This window comes from Kribbella sp. NPDC050281, assembly GCF_040655855.1.
Lineage (GTDB): Bacteria > Actinomycetota > Actinomycetes > Propionibacteriales > Kribbellaceae > Kribbella.
In genome coordinates this window covers 100179-114055 of sequence record NZ_JBFAKS010000014.1, presented here as the reverse complement: position 1 = coordinate 114055, position 13877 = coordinate 100179, and the positions used below count along the sequence as shown (strand labels likewise).

General features: G+C 68.0%; 16 protein-coding genes. 9 read left to right on the top strand and 7 right to left on the bottom strand.

Annotated elements, in window-relative coordinates; genetic code table 11:
* Window positions 1-40 precede the first annotated feature (40 nt).
* On the bottom strand, window positions 41-652 hold the full coding sequence (locus tag AB0I34_RS17505; protein ID WP_360446132.1) for a TetR/AcrR family transcriptional regulator: 612 nt from the start codon (window positions 650-652) through the stop codon (window positions 41-43).
* 84 nt (window positions 653-736) lie between these two features.
* Here AB0I34_RS17505 and AB0I34_RS17500 point away from each other — a divergent pair, with 84 nt between their 5' ends.
* The 3 genes from AB0I34_RS17500 (at window position 737) to AB0I34_RS17490 (ending at window position 3459) form a co-directional block, all read left to right on the top strand.
* Window positions 737-1711, top strand: a complete 975-nt coding sequence (locus tag AB0I34_RS17500; RefSeq protein ID WP_360446130.1) for an alpha/beta hydrolase — start codon at window positions 737-739, stop codon at window positions 1709-1711.
* Window positions 1708-2514, top strand: coding sequence for a methyltransferase domain-containing protein (locus tag AB0I34_RS17495; protein WP_360446128.1), 807 nt, complete (start codon window positions 1708-1710; stop codon window positions 2512-2514). The genes AB0I34_RS17500 and AB0I34_RS17495 overlap by 4 nt, the downstream gene beginning before the upstream one ends.
* A 117-nt stretch (window positions 2515-2631) precedes the next feature.
* Window positions 2632-3459: a YhjD/YihY/BrkB family envelope integrity protein gene (locus AB0I34_RS17490; protein ID WP_360446126.1), complete on the top strand. Its 828-nt coding sequence runs from the start codon at window positions 2632-2634 to the stop codon at window positions 3457-3459.
* Window positions 3460-3467: 8 nt separating this feature from the next.
* On the opposite strand, the gene AB0I34_RS17485 is transcribed toward AB0I34_RS17490, so the two are convergent.
* Both AB0I34_RS17485 and AB0I34_RS17480 read right to left on the bottom strand, forming a co-directional pair.
* Entirely contained in the window at window positions 3468-4166 is a 699-nt protein-coding gene (locus tag AB0I34_RS17485; RefSeq protein WP_360446124.1) for a neutral zinc metallopeptidase, read from the bottom strand.
* 17 nt (window positions 4167-4183) lie between these two features.
* Window positions 4184-4561, bottom strand: coding sequence for a PLDc N-terminal domain-containing protein (locus tag AB0I34_RS17480; RefSeq protein ID WP_360446122.1), 378 nt, complete (start codon window positions 4559-4561; stop codon window positions 4184-4186).
* A gap of 196 nt (window positions 4562-4757) precedes the next feature.
* On the opposite strand from AB0I34_RS17480, the gene AB0I34_RS17475 reads away from it, so the two are divergent.
* Both AB0I34_RS17475 and AB0I34_RS17470 read left to right on the top strand, forming a co-directional pair.
* A complete protein-coding gene (locus AB0I34_RS17475) occupies window positions 4758-6110 on the top strand; it encodes a hypothetical protein (protein WP_360446120.1) in 1353 nt (450 codons plus the stop codon).
* Window positions 6111-6187: 77 nt separating this feature from the next.
* Window positions 6188-6952, top strand: a complete 765-nt coding sequence (locus tag AB0I34_RS17470) for a ChbG/HpnK family deacetylase (RefSeq protein WP_360446118.1) — start codon at window positions 6188-6190, stop codon at window positions 6950-6952.
* Here AB0I34_RS17470 and AB0I34_RS17465 read toward each other — a convergent pair.
* Window positions 6942-7865, bottom strand: coding sequence for an RNA polymerase subunit sigma-70 (locus tag AB0I34_RS17465; protein WP_360446116.1), 924 nt, complete (start codon window positions 7863-7865; stop codon window positions 6942-6944). The two genes, AB0I34_RS17470 and AB0I34_RS17465, sit on opposite strands and share 11 nt — an antisense overlap.
* A 114-nt stretch (window positions 7866-7979) precedes the next feature.
* Between AB0I34_RS17465 and AB0I34_RS17460 the strand changes: the two genes are divergently transcribed.
* A complete protein-coding gene (locus AB0I34_RS17460) occupies window positions 7980-8759 on the top strand; it encodes a DUF899 family protein (RefSeq protein WP_360446114.1) in 780 nt (259 codons plus the stop codon).
* Window positions 8760-9201: 442 nt separating this feature from the next.
* Here AB0I34_RS17460 and AB0I34_RS17455 read toward each other — a convergent pair whose 3' ends face one another.
* From AB0I34_RS17455 to AB0I34_RS17445, 3 genes are read right to left on the bottom strand one after another with little or no spacing between them, the layout of a single operon-like run.
* Window positions 9202-10035 (bottom strand): ABC-2 family transporter protein, encoded by an 834-nt coding sequence (locus AB0I34_RS17455; RefSeq protein ID WP_360446112.1) that lies wholly within the window; start codon window positions 10033-10035, stop codon window positions 9202-9204.
* Window positions 10028-10843 carry an ABC-2 family transporter protein gene (locus AB0I34_RS17450; protein WP_360446110.1) on the bottom strand — a complete coding sequence of 272 codons (816 nt, stop codon included), beginning with the start codon at window positions 10841-10843 and terminating at the stop codon, window positions 10028-10030. Before AB0I34_RS17450 ends, AB0I34_RS17455 begins: the two co-directional genes overlap by 8 nt.
* On the bottom strand, window positions 10843-11850 hold the full coding sequence (locus AB0I34_RS17445) for an ATP-binding cassette domain-containing protein (RefSeq protein WP_360446108.1): 1008 nt from the start codon (window positions 11848-11850) through the stop codon (window positions 10843-10845). Before AB0I34_RS17445 ends, AB0I34_RS17450 begins: the two co-directional genes overlap by 1 nt.
* Window positions 11851-12054: 204 nt before the next feature.
* Here AB0I34_RS17445 and AB0I34_RS17440 point away from each other — a divergent pair, with 204 nt between their 5' ends.
* Genes AB0I34_RS17440 through AB0I34_RS17430 form a run of 3 tightly spaced genes read left to right on the top strand, consistent with a single transcriptional unit; the run spans window position 12055 to window position 13832 of the window.
* A complete protein-coding gene (locus AB0I34_RS17440) occupies window positions 12055-12615 on the top strand; it encodes a DJ-1/PfpI family protein (protein WP_360446106.1) in 561 nt (186 codons plus the stop codon).
* A gap of 54 nt (window positions 12616-12669) precedes the next feature.
* A complete protein-coding gene (locus AB0I34_RS17435) occupies window positions 12670-13068 on the top strand; it encodes a metalloregulator ArsR/SmtB family transcription factor (RefSeq protein ID WP_360446104.1) in 399 nt (132 codons plus the stop codon).
* Entirely contained in the window at window positions 13065-13832 is a 768-nt protein-coding gene (locus AB0I34_RS17430; RefSeq protein ID WP_360446102.1) for a cation transporter, read from the top strand. Before AB0I34_RS17435 ends, AB0I34_RS17430 begins: the two co-directional genes overlap by 4 nt.
* Window positions 13833-13877: the final 45 nt, after the last annotated feature.

Here is a 13877-nt window from a genome sequence, read left to right as displayed (position 1 = left end):
CCTCCAGATCGACGTCGGCCAAGCCAGCCTAACGCGGTCGCTACGTGAGACTGTTGGCGATGAAGGCCAGGCTGAGGCTTTCGATCTGGCGGAGATCGGGGGCGTCGCGGAGTGGGCCCTGGCCGGTGAGTACGGCGGTTCCGTGCACGATGGACCAGATGGGGTATTCGATGCCCTCGCGTCGCTGCGGATCGAGGGCGCCGGCTTCCACCAGCTCGTCCAGCGCGTCGCGCAGCAGACCCAGGGGAGTGCGGTCGTTATAGCCGTGCTGTTGCGGCACAGCGAACGCGGTGGCGAACAGCCCGGGCTCCTCATGGGCGAACCGCAGGTACGCCGTCCCGATCGCGCCCAGCCGGCGTTGGGCCGCACCGGGGTTCCCGCGTTTGCCGCGGACGCGAGCAATATCTGCGGCCATGCGGTCGGCCAGCTCGTTCATGGCCACGGTGCAGACCTCGGCGAGTAGCTCGTCGCGATCGGCGAAGTGCCGGTAGGCGGCGTTGGGTACGACGCCGACGATCCGGGTCGCTTCGCGCAGCACCACCGCGTCAGGACCGCCTGTGCGAGCCAGCTCGACCCCGGCGGCGACCAAGCCGGCGCGTACGTCGCCTCGCGGCCGCCGCCGCGTCCGTGGTGCTTCCTCGCCGATGCTCACCGGCTCAGGTTATCAATGTGGACACTGTCCACCAAACCGAGCTAATGTGGACGGTGTCCACATTACTTCCAGGGAGGACCCCACATGGAGACGAGGACCGACACGCCGTGGGTGACCGCGGACGCATGGTTCGCAGGCGGCCGGCGGATCTGGTACGACGCCGAGTCCGCACGTGTACTGACCGACGACGAGGCCGCCACGAGACCCGGCGTGCTGAAAGTCTTCGAGCGCGCGACGCCCACAGCTGGGGATGCCGTGTGGCTGACAATGCTGCCCGGATTCCCGGACGGTTCGTACGGCTGGGCGCAGGTGGATCGTCTGCTCCCCGCCGGCATCGGTCCACGCCTGTACGTCGACCCCGTCGGGCAAGGGGATTCGGACAAGCCCAAGCGCTACCCGCATTCCACGGTCGGACGGGCCGATCTCGTCGACGCCTTGTGGCGGCACCACGGCGTGCGTCGTACCGTCGTGGTCACCTTCGACTACAGCTCGCTGACGCTTCTGGAACTCCTGCGCCGCCGGACCGGGCCGGAGATCGCCGCGGTCTTCATGGTGAACGGCGGGTTGTTCGCCGACGCGCATACGCACCCGTGGCAAGGCACTCCGATGCTCAGGTCTCCGCTCGGTGCCCTCGGGGCGCGGAGTTTGCAACGCTCGTTCGCGTCGTTCGTCCGGGGCTGGAAGCAGGCCCGCATGTACTCCCGCGACTACGACCCGACCGAGACCGAACTCAAGGAACTCTGGTCGGCAGTGGTCCGCCGCGACGGAGCGATGTTCCTCCACGACGGTGCCGGCTTCGTCAAGGAACACCGCCGCAACGCGGCGCGCTGGGACTTCGCCGCGATCGCCCGAGAACTGAACGGCACGGTGCCCTTGTACGTCGGAGGCAGCACCGAAGACCCGTACGAGCACCGCCAGATCACGGCCACTCGGGAAAGGGTGCCCGAAGCCCGGATCATCACCTTCCCGGGCGGCCACCTGACCACCAGCGAACACCCGGACCTCCTGGCCGCCGCGATCGCCGACATCGCGTCCCGGCACGGAGTGGAGGAGGCATGACAGACGCACTTCCGGCCCAGTACGTGACCGGCAAGTCCCGGGCCGCCATCGAGCAGGCGCTCATTGCTGCTGGCAAAGACCTGGACGGGCTCGAGGCCGCCGATCTCGCGCTGCTCGAGGATTACCACACCGGCGGTCGACTCGTGACCGCACAGCTGGTCGACCTGGTCGAGCTCACGCCGGACAATGCGGTGCTGGACGCCGGCACAGGCATCGGAGGAACCGCACGCTATCTGGCGGCCGGTTTCGGCTGCGCGGTGACGGCGGTCGACCTGTCCGAGGAGTACTGCGACACCGCCCGCTGGCTCAACGGTCTCGTCGGGCTGGACGACAGGATCGTCGTAAGGCAGGGCGACGTGACCGCGCTGCCGTTCGACGACTCGTCGTTCGACGTCGTGTTCAGCCAGCATGTCCAGATGAACGTGGCCGCCAAGGATCGTCTCTATCAGGAGGCGAGGCGAGTTCTGAGGGCCGGCGGTCAGCTCGCCGTGTGGGACATCGCCGCCGGCGACGAGCGCCGACTCGACTACCCGTTGCCGTGGGCCGACGTACCCGAGCACACCCACTTGAGTACGCCGGCAGCCCTGCGTACCGCGATCGAATCGGCCGGATTCACCGTCGAGCACTGGACGGATCTGACCGAGCAAGTCGGTGCCATGATGCGAGCGATGCAGTCACTTCCACCCAACCCGCTCGGGCTGCACGCGTTCGTCCCCAACTTCCGCGAGCGAGTGAAGAACCTCACCGAGGGCCTGTCCGACGGTCGGCTCCGAGCCATCCAGGCGGTCGCCCGAGCAATTTAGTCTGCACGTCCTCACCCGTCAGGGAGGAGTACTGCGCCCGCGGTCGCGCCTAGCGTCGTAGGTCCGTGATGCGTGTGCCCGGGGGAGCGATGCGATGGGTGAGGGCTGGGATCCGTGGTGAGCCGGTGGGCCGAGCATCCGCTGGTACTGCGGGTGGTGCGGATCGTGCGGCAGAGCGTCGTCTGGCGGATCGTGGTCGCCGCGATCGAGATCAGGTTCTACGACCGGGCGCTGACGCTGGCCGGGCAGGCCTTCATCGCGCTGATTCCGCTGCTGGTCGTGCTGGCCACCTGGTTCAGCAGTTCCGACTCGCTGGCGGTCGGTGACTGGCTGATCGAGAGGTTCTCGCTGACCGGCCCCTCCGCGGATGCGGTGCAGTCCCTGTTCGGGCGGCCGCCGGCCGACTCGGGCGGTCTGACCTTCCTGAGCGTGATCACCGTCCTGGTGTCCGCGAGCAGCTTCGCGCGATCGGTCCAGCGGACCTACGAACTGGCGTGGAACCTGCCTGCGCGCGGGCTGCGCAGGACGGTCAACGGCATCGAGGGTGCGTTCCTCCTGCTCATCGCCCTGATCCTGCTGGGCTACTTGGCGAGCCTGGCTGATCAGCTGCCGGTCGGCCTCCTGATCACCGTGATCGCCCAGATCTGTACGGCGGTTCCGGGGTGGTGGCTCGCCAGCTGGCTGCTGCTGAGCCGTCGTGTCTCCTGGCGGCTGCTCCTCCCCGGCGCCGTCGTCAGCGCGGTAGCTCAGGTGGTCGTCACGTCGGCGGGCGCCGTGTACGTACCGCACCTGATCGAGCGCAACACAGAGCGGTACGGCGTGATCGGCGTAGCGATCGCGTTGATCTCGTGGCTGGTCGTCCTCGCTCTCGTGATCGTCGGCTCAGCGGTCGTCGGCGCCCAGCTCGGTGCGGCCCTCGCCGAGCACGACGAGCGCCGTACCTGACGGCCGGTTCAGGCGCAGGCCTGCACTCCTCCTTGTACTCCGGTGTTGAAGGCCGACGTCCGTTCCTGGGCGTTGCCGTGATCGCTCTCGTTGGTCCAGGGGTAGTCGTCGGCGACAGCGGCCAGCGTCTGGGCGAGCTCCTCACTGTCGCCGGGCTCGATCTCGATCAGCCCGTCCTTCGCGGCGCCCTGGAGCGCGGCGCCGGCCAGGCAGTCCGCCTGCAGTTCCGCCTGGACGGAGACCTGGTCCCGGTTCAGCCTGGCCTGGATGGCATGGCCCCACTCGTGGGCGATGATCAGGTAGATCCACGCGTCCCCGATCTGGCTGTAGCCGGCTTCCATCAACTGCTCGTCCCACGCGAGGAAATCGCCCGGCGCGCAGTAGAACGCATTGAACGGCACCGACGGTTCTCCGCCACACGACGGTCCGTTCGCGCCGACGTAGCTGCCCTCCACCCGAGGGCTCTTGTACTGGCCGTCGAAGTGCTCGGAGAAGTGCGTGCGCCAGTAGGTGTCCACCGCCTTGACGGCGGTCTCCTCGTCCACCCGCATGGCAGCGCGATCTACCGGCGCCGAGGTGCCGGTAGTCGCAGCCTCTGGTGTCGCGGTCGTCGTACCGGCAGGTGGCGCCGACGTCGTCCCGCCGCAGGCGACCGCCAGGACCGCGACTGTGGTCGCGAATCCAGCGAGCCTGAGGCGTCGGAGCACCGGGTCGACGGTTGTCACTACGCGAGGGCCTTGGCCTTCAGGGTGTCGAACTCCGTCTGCGTGATCGTTCCCGCGGTGAGGAGTTGCTGTGCCTGGTTGATCTGCTCGGCCGGCGACGAGGACCCGGCGACCGACTTGATGTAGTCGTCCTGCGCGGCCTTCGCGCTTCCCCAAGCCGCCGCTGAACGCTCGGCCATGCCCTTGCCGCGGGCGATCAGGTAGACCAGTGCGGTCAGTAGCGGGAAGAAGACCAGAAGGATCACCCAGAGGGCCTTGGCCCAGCCCGCGAGCGACTTGTCGCGGAAGATGTCCGTGATGATGTGGAACAGCACCATCAGGTACGCGACGAACGCGAACGTGACGATGATGAACCAGATGACGTCCCAGAAACTCATGACTGCATCCCTTCGCTGTCGCGCCGATCAGTCCCTCTCGGGACCACGGTCGCGGTCCGGCGGCCGTCTGGGATCACCCGGCATGGATGAGCTCCGGTCCGGACCGTGGATCGGCGACGTGCTCACCCGACGCGGGTGAGGAAGTCACCGCCCGTGCTGGTCAGGCTCGAGTTGTCGAGCCTCGAAGGGACGGTTCATGAGCGACGCGGTCGGGAAACCAGCCGGCGGATCGACCCCGGTCGGGGACGTCTCACCAGGCGGTCTGGCGGCGGACGAACGCGCCGAGCTCGAGCGGTTGCGGGCGCTGGTGGCGGCTCGGAGGCGCCGGATCGGCTGGCGGTCGCCGCTCGCGGTACTGCTGATCCTGATCGGCTGCCTGCTGATGCCGGTGTCCGTGGTCGGTGTCTGGGCTCGCAACCAAGTGACCGACACCGACCGTTTCGTGGCGAACGTGGCGCCGCTGGCGGCTGACCCGGGCGTCCGGAACGCCGTCGCCGACCGGGTCACCGCGGAGATCTTCGGGTATGTCGACGTGGCCGCGATCACCAGGCAGACGGTGGATCTGCTGGCCGAGCGGGGGCTGCCGCCGCTCGTCGCGAACCAGCTCCGCGGCCTGTCAGTGCCGCTCGCCGGCGCCATTCGCGGTTTCGTCCGGGGCAAGGTCGGCGAGGTCGTCTCCAGTGACACATTCCAGGGCGCGTGGGCGACCGCGGTTCGCGTCGCCCATGAGCAGATGGTGGCAGCGCTGAGCGGAGAGGGAAGCCGGTCGGTCAGCTTCAGCCAGGGAGTGGTGAGCATCAACCTCGGAGCGTTCGTGGCCGCGGCGAAAGAGGGTCTGGTCTCGGCCGGTTTCACGGCCGCGGAACGGGTCCCGAACGTCAGCCCCCAGTTCGAGGTGTTCTCCTCGCGTGAACTGGCCCGGGCGCAGGACGCCTACCGGCCGCTCGAACGAGTCAGTACGGCGCTGCCCTTCGTCGCCATCGGCCTGATCCTGCTCGGCGTGTACGTCGCCCCCGGCCACCGCCGGGCCCTGGTCGGTGCCGGGCTCGGCGTAGCCGCGTCGATGCTCCTGCTCGGGATCGTGATCGCACTGCTCCGCACGGCGTACCTCGATCGGCTTCCCGGCACGGTGTCGGCCACCACCGCGGCGACAGTGTTCGACACCCTGGTCCGGTTCATCCGGGCCGGGCTGCGGACCGTCCTTGTGATCGGCCTGGTGGTGGCTGCGGCCGCGTTCTTCACCGGGCCTTCGGCCACTGCGGTCCGAACCCAGCACGGCTTCCGCACCGGGATCGGCTGGCTGCGCGAACACGGCGAGGCCGCCGGCCTGCGCACCGGCCCCGTCGGCACGTGGGTGCATGCCAACCTGACGATCCTGCGGCTCGCGCTGGTCGCGCTGGCCGGACTCGTCTTCGTGTTCATTGACCGGCCGACCGGGCAGGACGTGCTGGTGCTGGCGGCCCTCCTCGTGGTCGCCCTGGCGATCCTCGAGTTCCTCGCCAGACCTCCACACCCCGAACCGGCACCCACCCCAACCGGCCCCGTCTGACCACAGCAGGTGGACTGAGGTCCTGAGTGCGGGGGTACGGTCGTCCTCGGGCTCGTCCGCTGATCTGAGGAGTGCGCGTGGCTGGTGACATCAGGCTCATTGTTCAAGGTGACGACTTCGGTATGTGTCATGCCGTCAATGTCGGCACGATGGAGGCGTTCCGGGAGGGGATCCTGACGCAGGCCTCCACCATGGCCGCGTGCCCCTGGTTCACCGAGGCCGCGGCGCTGGCGCGGGAGTCCGGGATTCCGCTCGGCGTGCATCAGACCCTGACCTGCGAATGGGACTTCCTGCGGTGGCGGCCGCTGACCGATGGACCGTCGCTGGTCGGTGATGACGGAACGTTCCTCCGCACGGTCGATGCGGCGCGGGCTTCAATCACCCAGGCCGACTCCGTCCGCGAGCTGTCCGCCCAGGTGGCGAAGTTCGCCGCGGAAGGGCTCTCGATCGACTACCTGGACGTCCACATGGGGCAGTCCGCGCAGGAGTCGGCGTACGACGAGGTCTCGAACGCTGCCGGCAAGCCGTTCATCTACGGCCCGGTGGAGTCGCAGCGGTTCGCCTCGATCGTGACCTTGAGCGACCGGGAGGCGGACGGCAAGAAGGCGTGGATGCTCGACCACATCGCCGGACTGACGCCCGGCGTACACCTCTTGGTCACGCACTGCGCCGCCGCCCATCCGGAACTCGCGGCGATGACGTCGCCCGGCACGTACACCTACCGGTGGGCCGAGGAGTACCGGCTGTCGGACCAGGAGATCGTGACCGACCCGGAGATCCGCAAGGCGATCGAGGAGCGGGGCATCGAGCTGGTGTCGATGCGCAACGCGTTCACCGACTGACAGCCGGTACGGCGGGTGGCATGCCGAAGGCGGCCACGTGGTGTGGTCCGACGAAGGCGTTGCTCTCCACGATCCGGCCGTTCTCGATGGTGAGGACGTCGACGACCATGGCGTCGTACTGATCGCTGCCGGGGCTGCGCAGATAGCAGATCAGGGCAGGGCGGCCGTTGGCGGCGGACGGGAACGTTCGCCAGTCCAGCGGCCTGGTCAGGAACTCGGCAACGGCATCGATCCCGATGACCGGTGCGTCCGGCGGCATGGTGATGCGTACGTCGTCGGCCAGCAAGTCCCGGAGGCTGACTGGGTCGGTCGCTGCCGCGTACCGGCGGAGGATCTCCTCGTCCTCGGCGGTCAGTGCCGGTCGGCGCCATTGCCGCGGATCGCCCGGAGCGTGCCGGCGAATCGTCCGCCGGGCGCGCTGGATCAGACTGTTCACCGCAGGCACCCCGAGGTCGAGGGCCTCGGCGATCTCGGCCGCCGTCCAGCCTGACACGTCCCGGAGGACGAACGCCGCCCGTTGCCGTGGCGGCAGATACATCAGCGCGGCGATCAGCGCGAGCTCGACGGTCTCCCGCGCCACCAGGTCGGCCTGTGGGTCCTCGCCCGGCACGGAGTCGGGGTAGGGCCCGATGTCGGTGCACCACTCCAGCGGATCGCCCGCCGGTACGGTCCGCCGCGCCGCTGCTTTGTGGTGGTCGAGATAGACGTTGGTGGAGATCCGGTAGAGCCAGGTCCGGATCGCCGCCCGGCCCTCATACTGCGCGCGAGAGCGCCAGGCGCGCAGGAAGGTTTCCTGCACCAGGTCGTCCGCATCGGCGACGTTGCCTGCGAGCCGGTAGCAGTGCGCATGCAGCGAGCGCCGGTGCTCGTCGAACGCGTCCCGGAACCGGTCGTCGGCCGCGGCGCTCGTCATGCGGTTCACCGTACCAACGCCGCCGTCGACCAAGTGGGCGAAAGAAGTGCGATGACGATTCGCCGGGTCGCTCGTCCAACCTTCTGACAGCGACCAATCGAAAGGACGAACGCCATGACCGAAGCGACCGCCACGCCACCGATCGTCGACCGGGAGACCTTTCTCCGGGAACGCCGGGGGCTGCTCGCCCGCGAGAAGGCCCACACCCGGGAGGGCGACGCGATCGCCGCGGCCCGGCGCCGGTTGCCGATGACCGAGGTGGACGCCTCGGCGAGCCTGGTCGGCGAGGGCGGGCCGGTCTCGTTATTGGACGTGTTCGATGGCCGCGACCAACTCATCGCCTACAAGCACATGTGGCATACCGGCAAGGGGATCGAAGGTCAGTGCGAGGGGTGCACCGCGTCGATCTTCGACGTCCACGACGCCAGCTACCTGAACCATCGCGGAGTGTCGTTCGCAGTCTTCTGCGACGGACCTTGGGAGGAGATCGCCCCGTTCCGTGAGTTCATGGGTTACACCCTGCCGTGGTACTCCATGACCGGTGTCGAAGACCCCGGCGTCGGGCCGGGCCTGCTTGACGACCCAGGCAACATCGCCTGCTATTTGAGGATCGGCGATCGGGTGTTCCTGACCGGTGAGACGATCGGCCGGGGTGTCGAGACGACCATGCTGCAGGCCCGCCTGCTCGATCTGACGGTGTACGGCCGTCAGGAAGAGTGGGAGGACTCACCGGCGGGCTGGCCGCAGGACCGGACCTACACCTGGTGGGCCAAGGACGGCCGTCCCGTCCCGCAGTGGAGCAGGCCGGGCGCCGTACGGCAGGACGAATCCGCCGGCGACCCGGAGGGTCATTGCTGTGGACAACCAGCGTCAGAACCGCGGCAAGGACAGTAGGCCGTCGCTGCCGTCGGCCGTCAGGCCGCTGCGTACCGAGCGTCGCGTCGGATGGTTGGCCACGTGCAGGCGCGGCCCGCGCTGTCCGCTGGGCCATTGGAGGTACGCATGCCCCCGTGACCGGGCGATCCAGAGCACGAGATCGCCGATAGAGCTTTCCTCCGGCCCAGCATTGCCCTCCCATCGGACGGTCGTCACACCGTCCACGTCGTCATGACCATTTGCCAGGCGAATCGCAGTGACAAGGACCATCGATTGACTTGCCAGGCTCATCTCTCGGCGCACCTCCAGCCCGCCCTGTCGACAGCAGCAGAGTGGCACGGCGGACGGCTTGCGGGAAGTGTTAATTCAGCGTTTCCAGCAGCGAGAATCGCCCGGCAACGGCCCGTGCTCTGTCCATGACCGAGTGCGATCGAGAGCCGGCGAAATCGGGGTTCCGGCCTCAACTGCCCGGGCTGTTGTAGCTCCGGATCATCCGGTTGAAGAAGGCGAGACCGAGGGCGAAGACGACCAGCCCGCCGGCCGGTGAGAGGTACGCCAGCCAGGCAGGTATCGGCAGGTCGTCGGTTCGATCGAGGAGCACGGTGGCCGGCAGGTAGGCGATGAACGCCATCGGGAAGATGAAGGTGAGGGACAGGAATCCCCAGCGGCTGAACATTGTCAGCGGATAGCCGCTGAACCGCGTGATGGTGTCGTCGGCGAGGATCCGCAGCGACATGGTGGACGTCATCCGGAAGGACAGCCCGGCCAGGAAGGTCTGCATGCCGGTCTCGACCAGGCCGCCACCGACCAGCGCGGCGATCAGGAACGCCACCTTTCCCGGCGTCCAGTCCACCGAGGCCTGAGGGGCGAAGACCGCCAGCGCTCCGAACCCGAGCAGAGCGTCGCCGAGGGCCATGAGTGGTGCGTAGCGGGTCACGACCTGCAGATAGATTCCGGCCGGGCGTAGCAGGTAACGGTCGACATCGCCTTGCTGGATCGCCTGGTCGATCGAGAGCAGCGCACCGAACGGCACCACGTAGAACGCATGCGCGGCCAGTCGCATCGCGAACAGGAAGGCGATGTCGTTCAACTGCCAGCCGTCGATGACGTTGAACTTCGCGAGCAGGACCCCGATGAACAGCAGTTGCGTACCCTGCAGCACCATCCCGCCGAGGATCGCCGAGAGGAAGCTGACGCGATAGCTCATCGCGGCACGCCAGCCGGCCCTCAGCAGGATCCGGCTCGCGCGCAGATCCTCCCGGACCGCGGTCAAGGTCGTGACCTGCTCAGCCACCGAGCACCACCACCTTGTGGACGGCTCGGCGCCAGACCAGTTGCAGGAGCAGGAAGAGCACCACCACCCAGCCGAGCTGGAGCGCCAGCGTGCCGACCAGGTCGGCCCCGTGCCTGGTCCCGAACCAGATGGACAGCGGCGCGTAGATCTGCGCCTGGAACGGAAGCCAGCCGATGATCGGTTGCAGCCACTCCGGCATGAACCACGGTGGGATCAAGGCGCCGGACAGGAACGCCGACCCGAACCGGTAGAGGATCATGATGCCGCCGATCTCGAGAGTCCAGAACGCGGTCATGGACACCAGCAGATTGATGGTCATGATGTTCGCGACACCGAGCGCCATCGACACGATCGAGGCCAGCAGGTCGGGTACGGTGTCCGGCGCTTTCACCGCTCCGAGTGCGAGGCCGGTGATCAGGCCCGCTGCCCCGAGCGGAAGTCTGCCGACCATCGTGCCGCCGGCTTGGGCCAGGTTCTGGCTGATCAGCGACCGCGGCCGGATCATGTCCACGCCGATCTGACCGCGCATGACTCGCAGTGGGAGCGACGAGAACTGCCAGGGCATGACGACGGCCTGAAGACAGGCGGCCAGTACGGCGTACGCGACCGCGGTGGCGCTCCCGATTCCGGCGACCTGGTCGTGACCGACGAACAGAACGCGCCAGACGACCACGGTCAGCGTGGCCTGGATGACCAGCCCGACGATCCCGAACAGAAGGTCCGCGCGGTAGGCGAGGACCGACTGATACCCGGCCCGGTAGAAGCCGCGAAGCCCGGTCAGGCGGGTGCTCAGTGTGTCGACGCGCATCAGTCGCCCGTACTGCGTGCGGCCACCGGCGTCCGTTCCGTGTACAGCTGCCGGATCACGTCCTCGAGGTCCGGCTCGAGCAGGGACAGGTCCGTGATCGGGTAGCGCGATGTGAGGTCGTGGACGACCTTCGGTGCGGCCGTCGCGTCCGGGTCGAACCGCAGCGTCGCCTTGAAGGTGTCGGCCGAGACCACCTCCGCGAACGGCGACGCGATCGTGGTGGCGTCGAAGTCGGTGCAGTGGACCACGACGTCCCGGCTGGTGACGTACTGCGCCTTGAGCATCCCGACGTCGCCCTCGTACAGGATCTTGCCGTGGTCGATGATCACCACCCGCCGGCAGAGTCGCTCGACGTCGTCCATGTCGTGGGTGGTCAGGATGACCGTCGTACCGCGGCCGGCGTTGATCTCCGCGACGAACTCCCGGATCTTGCCCTTGGCAACGACATCGAGTCCGACCGTCGGCTCGTCGAGGTACAGGATCCGCGGGGCGTACAGCATGGCGGCGACCAGGTCGCCGCGCATCCGCTGACCGAGCGAGAGCGATCGCACCGGGGTGTCGATGAACTCGTCCAGGTCGAGCAGCTCGGTGAACTCACCGAGCCGGGTCCGGTACGTCGCCGGGTCCATCGTGTAGAGGTCCCGGATGATCTCGAACGAGTTGCGCAACGGGAGGTCGTACCAGAGTTGGGTCCGCTGCCCGAAGACCGCGCCGATGGTGCGGGCGTTCCGGCGCCGATCACGCCACGGGACCTGGCCGGCGACCGTGACGGTGCCCGAGGTGGGGACCAGGATGCCGGTGAGCATCTTGATCGTGGTGGACTTGCCCGCGCCGTTCGGACCGAGGAATCCGATCAGCTCACCGTCGTCGATCTGGAAACTGATCCCGTCGACCGCCCTGGTGACTTTGCGGGCCTTGGTGAACAGCGATCGCGTGCCCGCGAAGCGTCCCGGGCGCACATCCGGCCGTGAGAAGTCCTTGGTGAGATCGGAGACCTCGATGATCACGTGGGCATCCAACCTTCCACTGACGGCAGGTCTCCGCACGCGCATACCGGGACCCGCGGGGCGTCATCGGACCATACCAGTTCGGATTCGGCCCGGCACTCGACTTTCGCGCTCGCCCTGGCCGCGGTCGTCGACCCTTGACCTGCTTCGGTCGGCGGGCAGAGGCTGACGAGTGGAAGCCCCGGCTGCGAAGGAGATGGCGTGATGGCGAAGGTGCTGATTCTGACCGGTGATGCCGCCGAAGACCTGGAGGTGTTCTACCCCTACCAGCGGCTGCTCGAGGAGGGGTACGACGTCCACGTGGCGGCGCCCGCGGTGAAGAAGTTGCAGTTCGTGGTGCACGACTTCGTGGACGGGTTCGACACGTACACCGAGAAGCCCGGGCACACCTGGCAGGCCGATATCGCGTTCGCCGACGTGGATCCGGCCGAGTACGTCGCGCTGGTGATTCCGGGTGGGCGTGCGCCGGAGTACATCCGCAACGACGCCGACTGCCAGCGGATCGTGAAGCACTTCTACGGCGAGTCGAAGCCTGTGGCCCAGCTCTGTCACGGACCACTCATCCCGGCGGCTGCCGGCCTGTTGAACGGGCGCAAGACGTCGGCCTACCCGGCGCTTGCACTCGACATCACGGCCGGGGGAGGGGAATGGGTCGACGGCGACGCGGTGGTCGACGGCAACGTAGTCTCCGGCCGCGCCTGGCCCGACCACCCCGCGTGGATGCGAGCCTTCATGACAATCCTCAAGGAACACGCACCGGCCTAGCCGCCCGAAGCCCGCGGGCTTCTCCAATGAGCCGTCGGCCGATAACATCGCCGCATGGCGATGAAAGCTGGGTTGGTCGATGTCGCGATCGGGGAGGTTGACGAGGCGCGGGCTTTGGTCGTGGCGGCTTGTCTCTTCAATGGGTTCAGTGACGTCTCTCGGCTGGCGATCGTGCGGCATCTGGCCCTGGGTGAGCATCGCGTGGTGGATCTGACTGAGCATCTTGGGCTGGCGCAGTCGACGGTGTCGAAGCATTTGGCTTGTCTGCGGGACTGCGGGCTGGTGCAGTCCCGCCCGCAGGGGCGAGCGTCGGTCTTCAGCCTCACGCATCCCGAGGCGACGCTCGAGATGCTGTCGGCGGCCGAGCGGCTGCTCAGCCTGACCGGCGACGCAGTCGCGCTCTGCCCGAACTTCGGCGAGGCAGCACGGCAGCCCCAGGACGCAACGCGATGAGCCACAACCACCCACATCACCACGAGACCGCCGGCCGGCCGGAGTTGCCGTTGCAGCCGCTGCAGATCACCACCGCGCCGCGCAGCACCTGGACCAGTGATCCGGAGGAGCGGCGGCGCCTCGGACGGCGGGCTCAGCTGCTCGCCGGTGCATCGGTCACCTACAACGTGATCGAGGCCGCGGTCGCCATCAGCGCAGGCCTCGTCGCGGGGTCTGTGGCGTTGGTCGGCTTCGGGCTCGACTCGGTCGTGGAGGTTTCCAGCGGACTGATCATCTTGTGGCAGTTCCGCCACCACCTCCCGGAGACCCGCGAACGTCAGGCGTTGCGGCTGCTCGCGTTCTCGTTCTTCGCACTCGCGGCGTACGTCGGCTTCGAGTCGATCCGGACGCTGATCACGGGCGCTGACCCGGACACCTCGCCGGTCGGGATCGGGTTGGCGATCGCTTCGCTGATCGTCATGCCGTTGCTGTCGTGGGCGCAGCGCCGTACCGGCCGGGCGCTCGGCTCGAACGCAGTCGTTGCCGACTCCACCCAGACCCTCCTCTGCACCTACCTGTCCGCCGTCCTGCTCCTGGGCCTGGTGCTGAACGCGACCCTCGGCTGGGGCTGGGCCGATCCGATCGCCGGACTGGTCATCGCAGGCGTCGCGGTGCGCGAGGGTCTCCAAGCCTGGCGCGGTGAAGGCTGCTGCGCACCCCTCGCCGACGGCAGTGCGGGTGAAGGATGCACAGACGGATGCGCCGACGACTGCTGCAAGGACTGACCCGATCGCTTTGCTGGGCTCTCCTGACGTACCGGCTAACGGGAA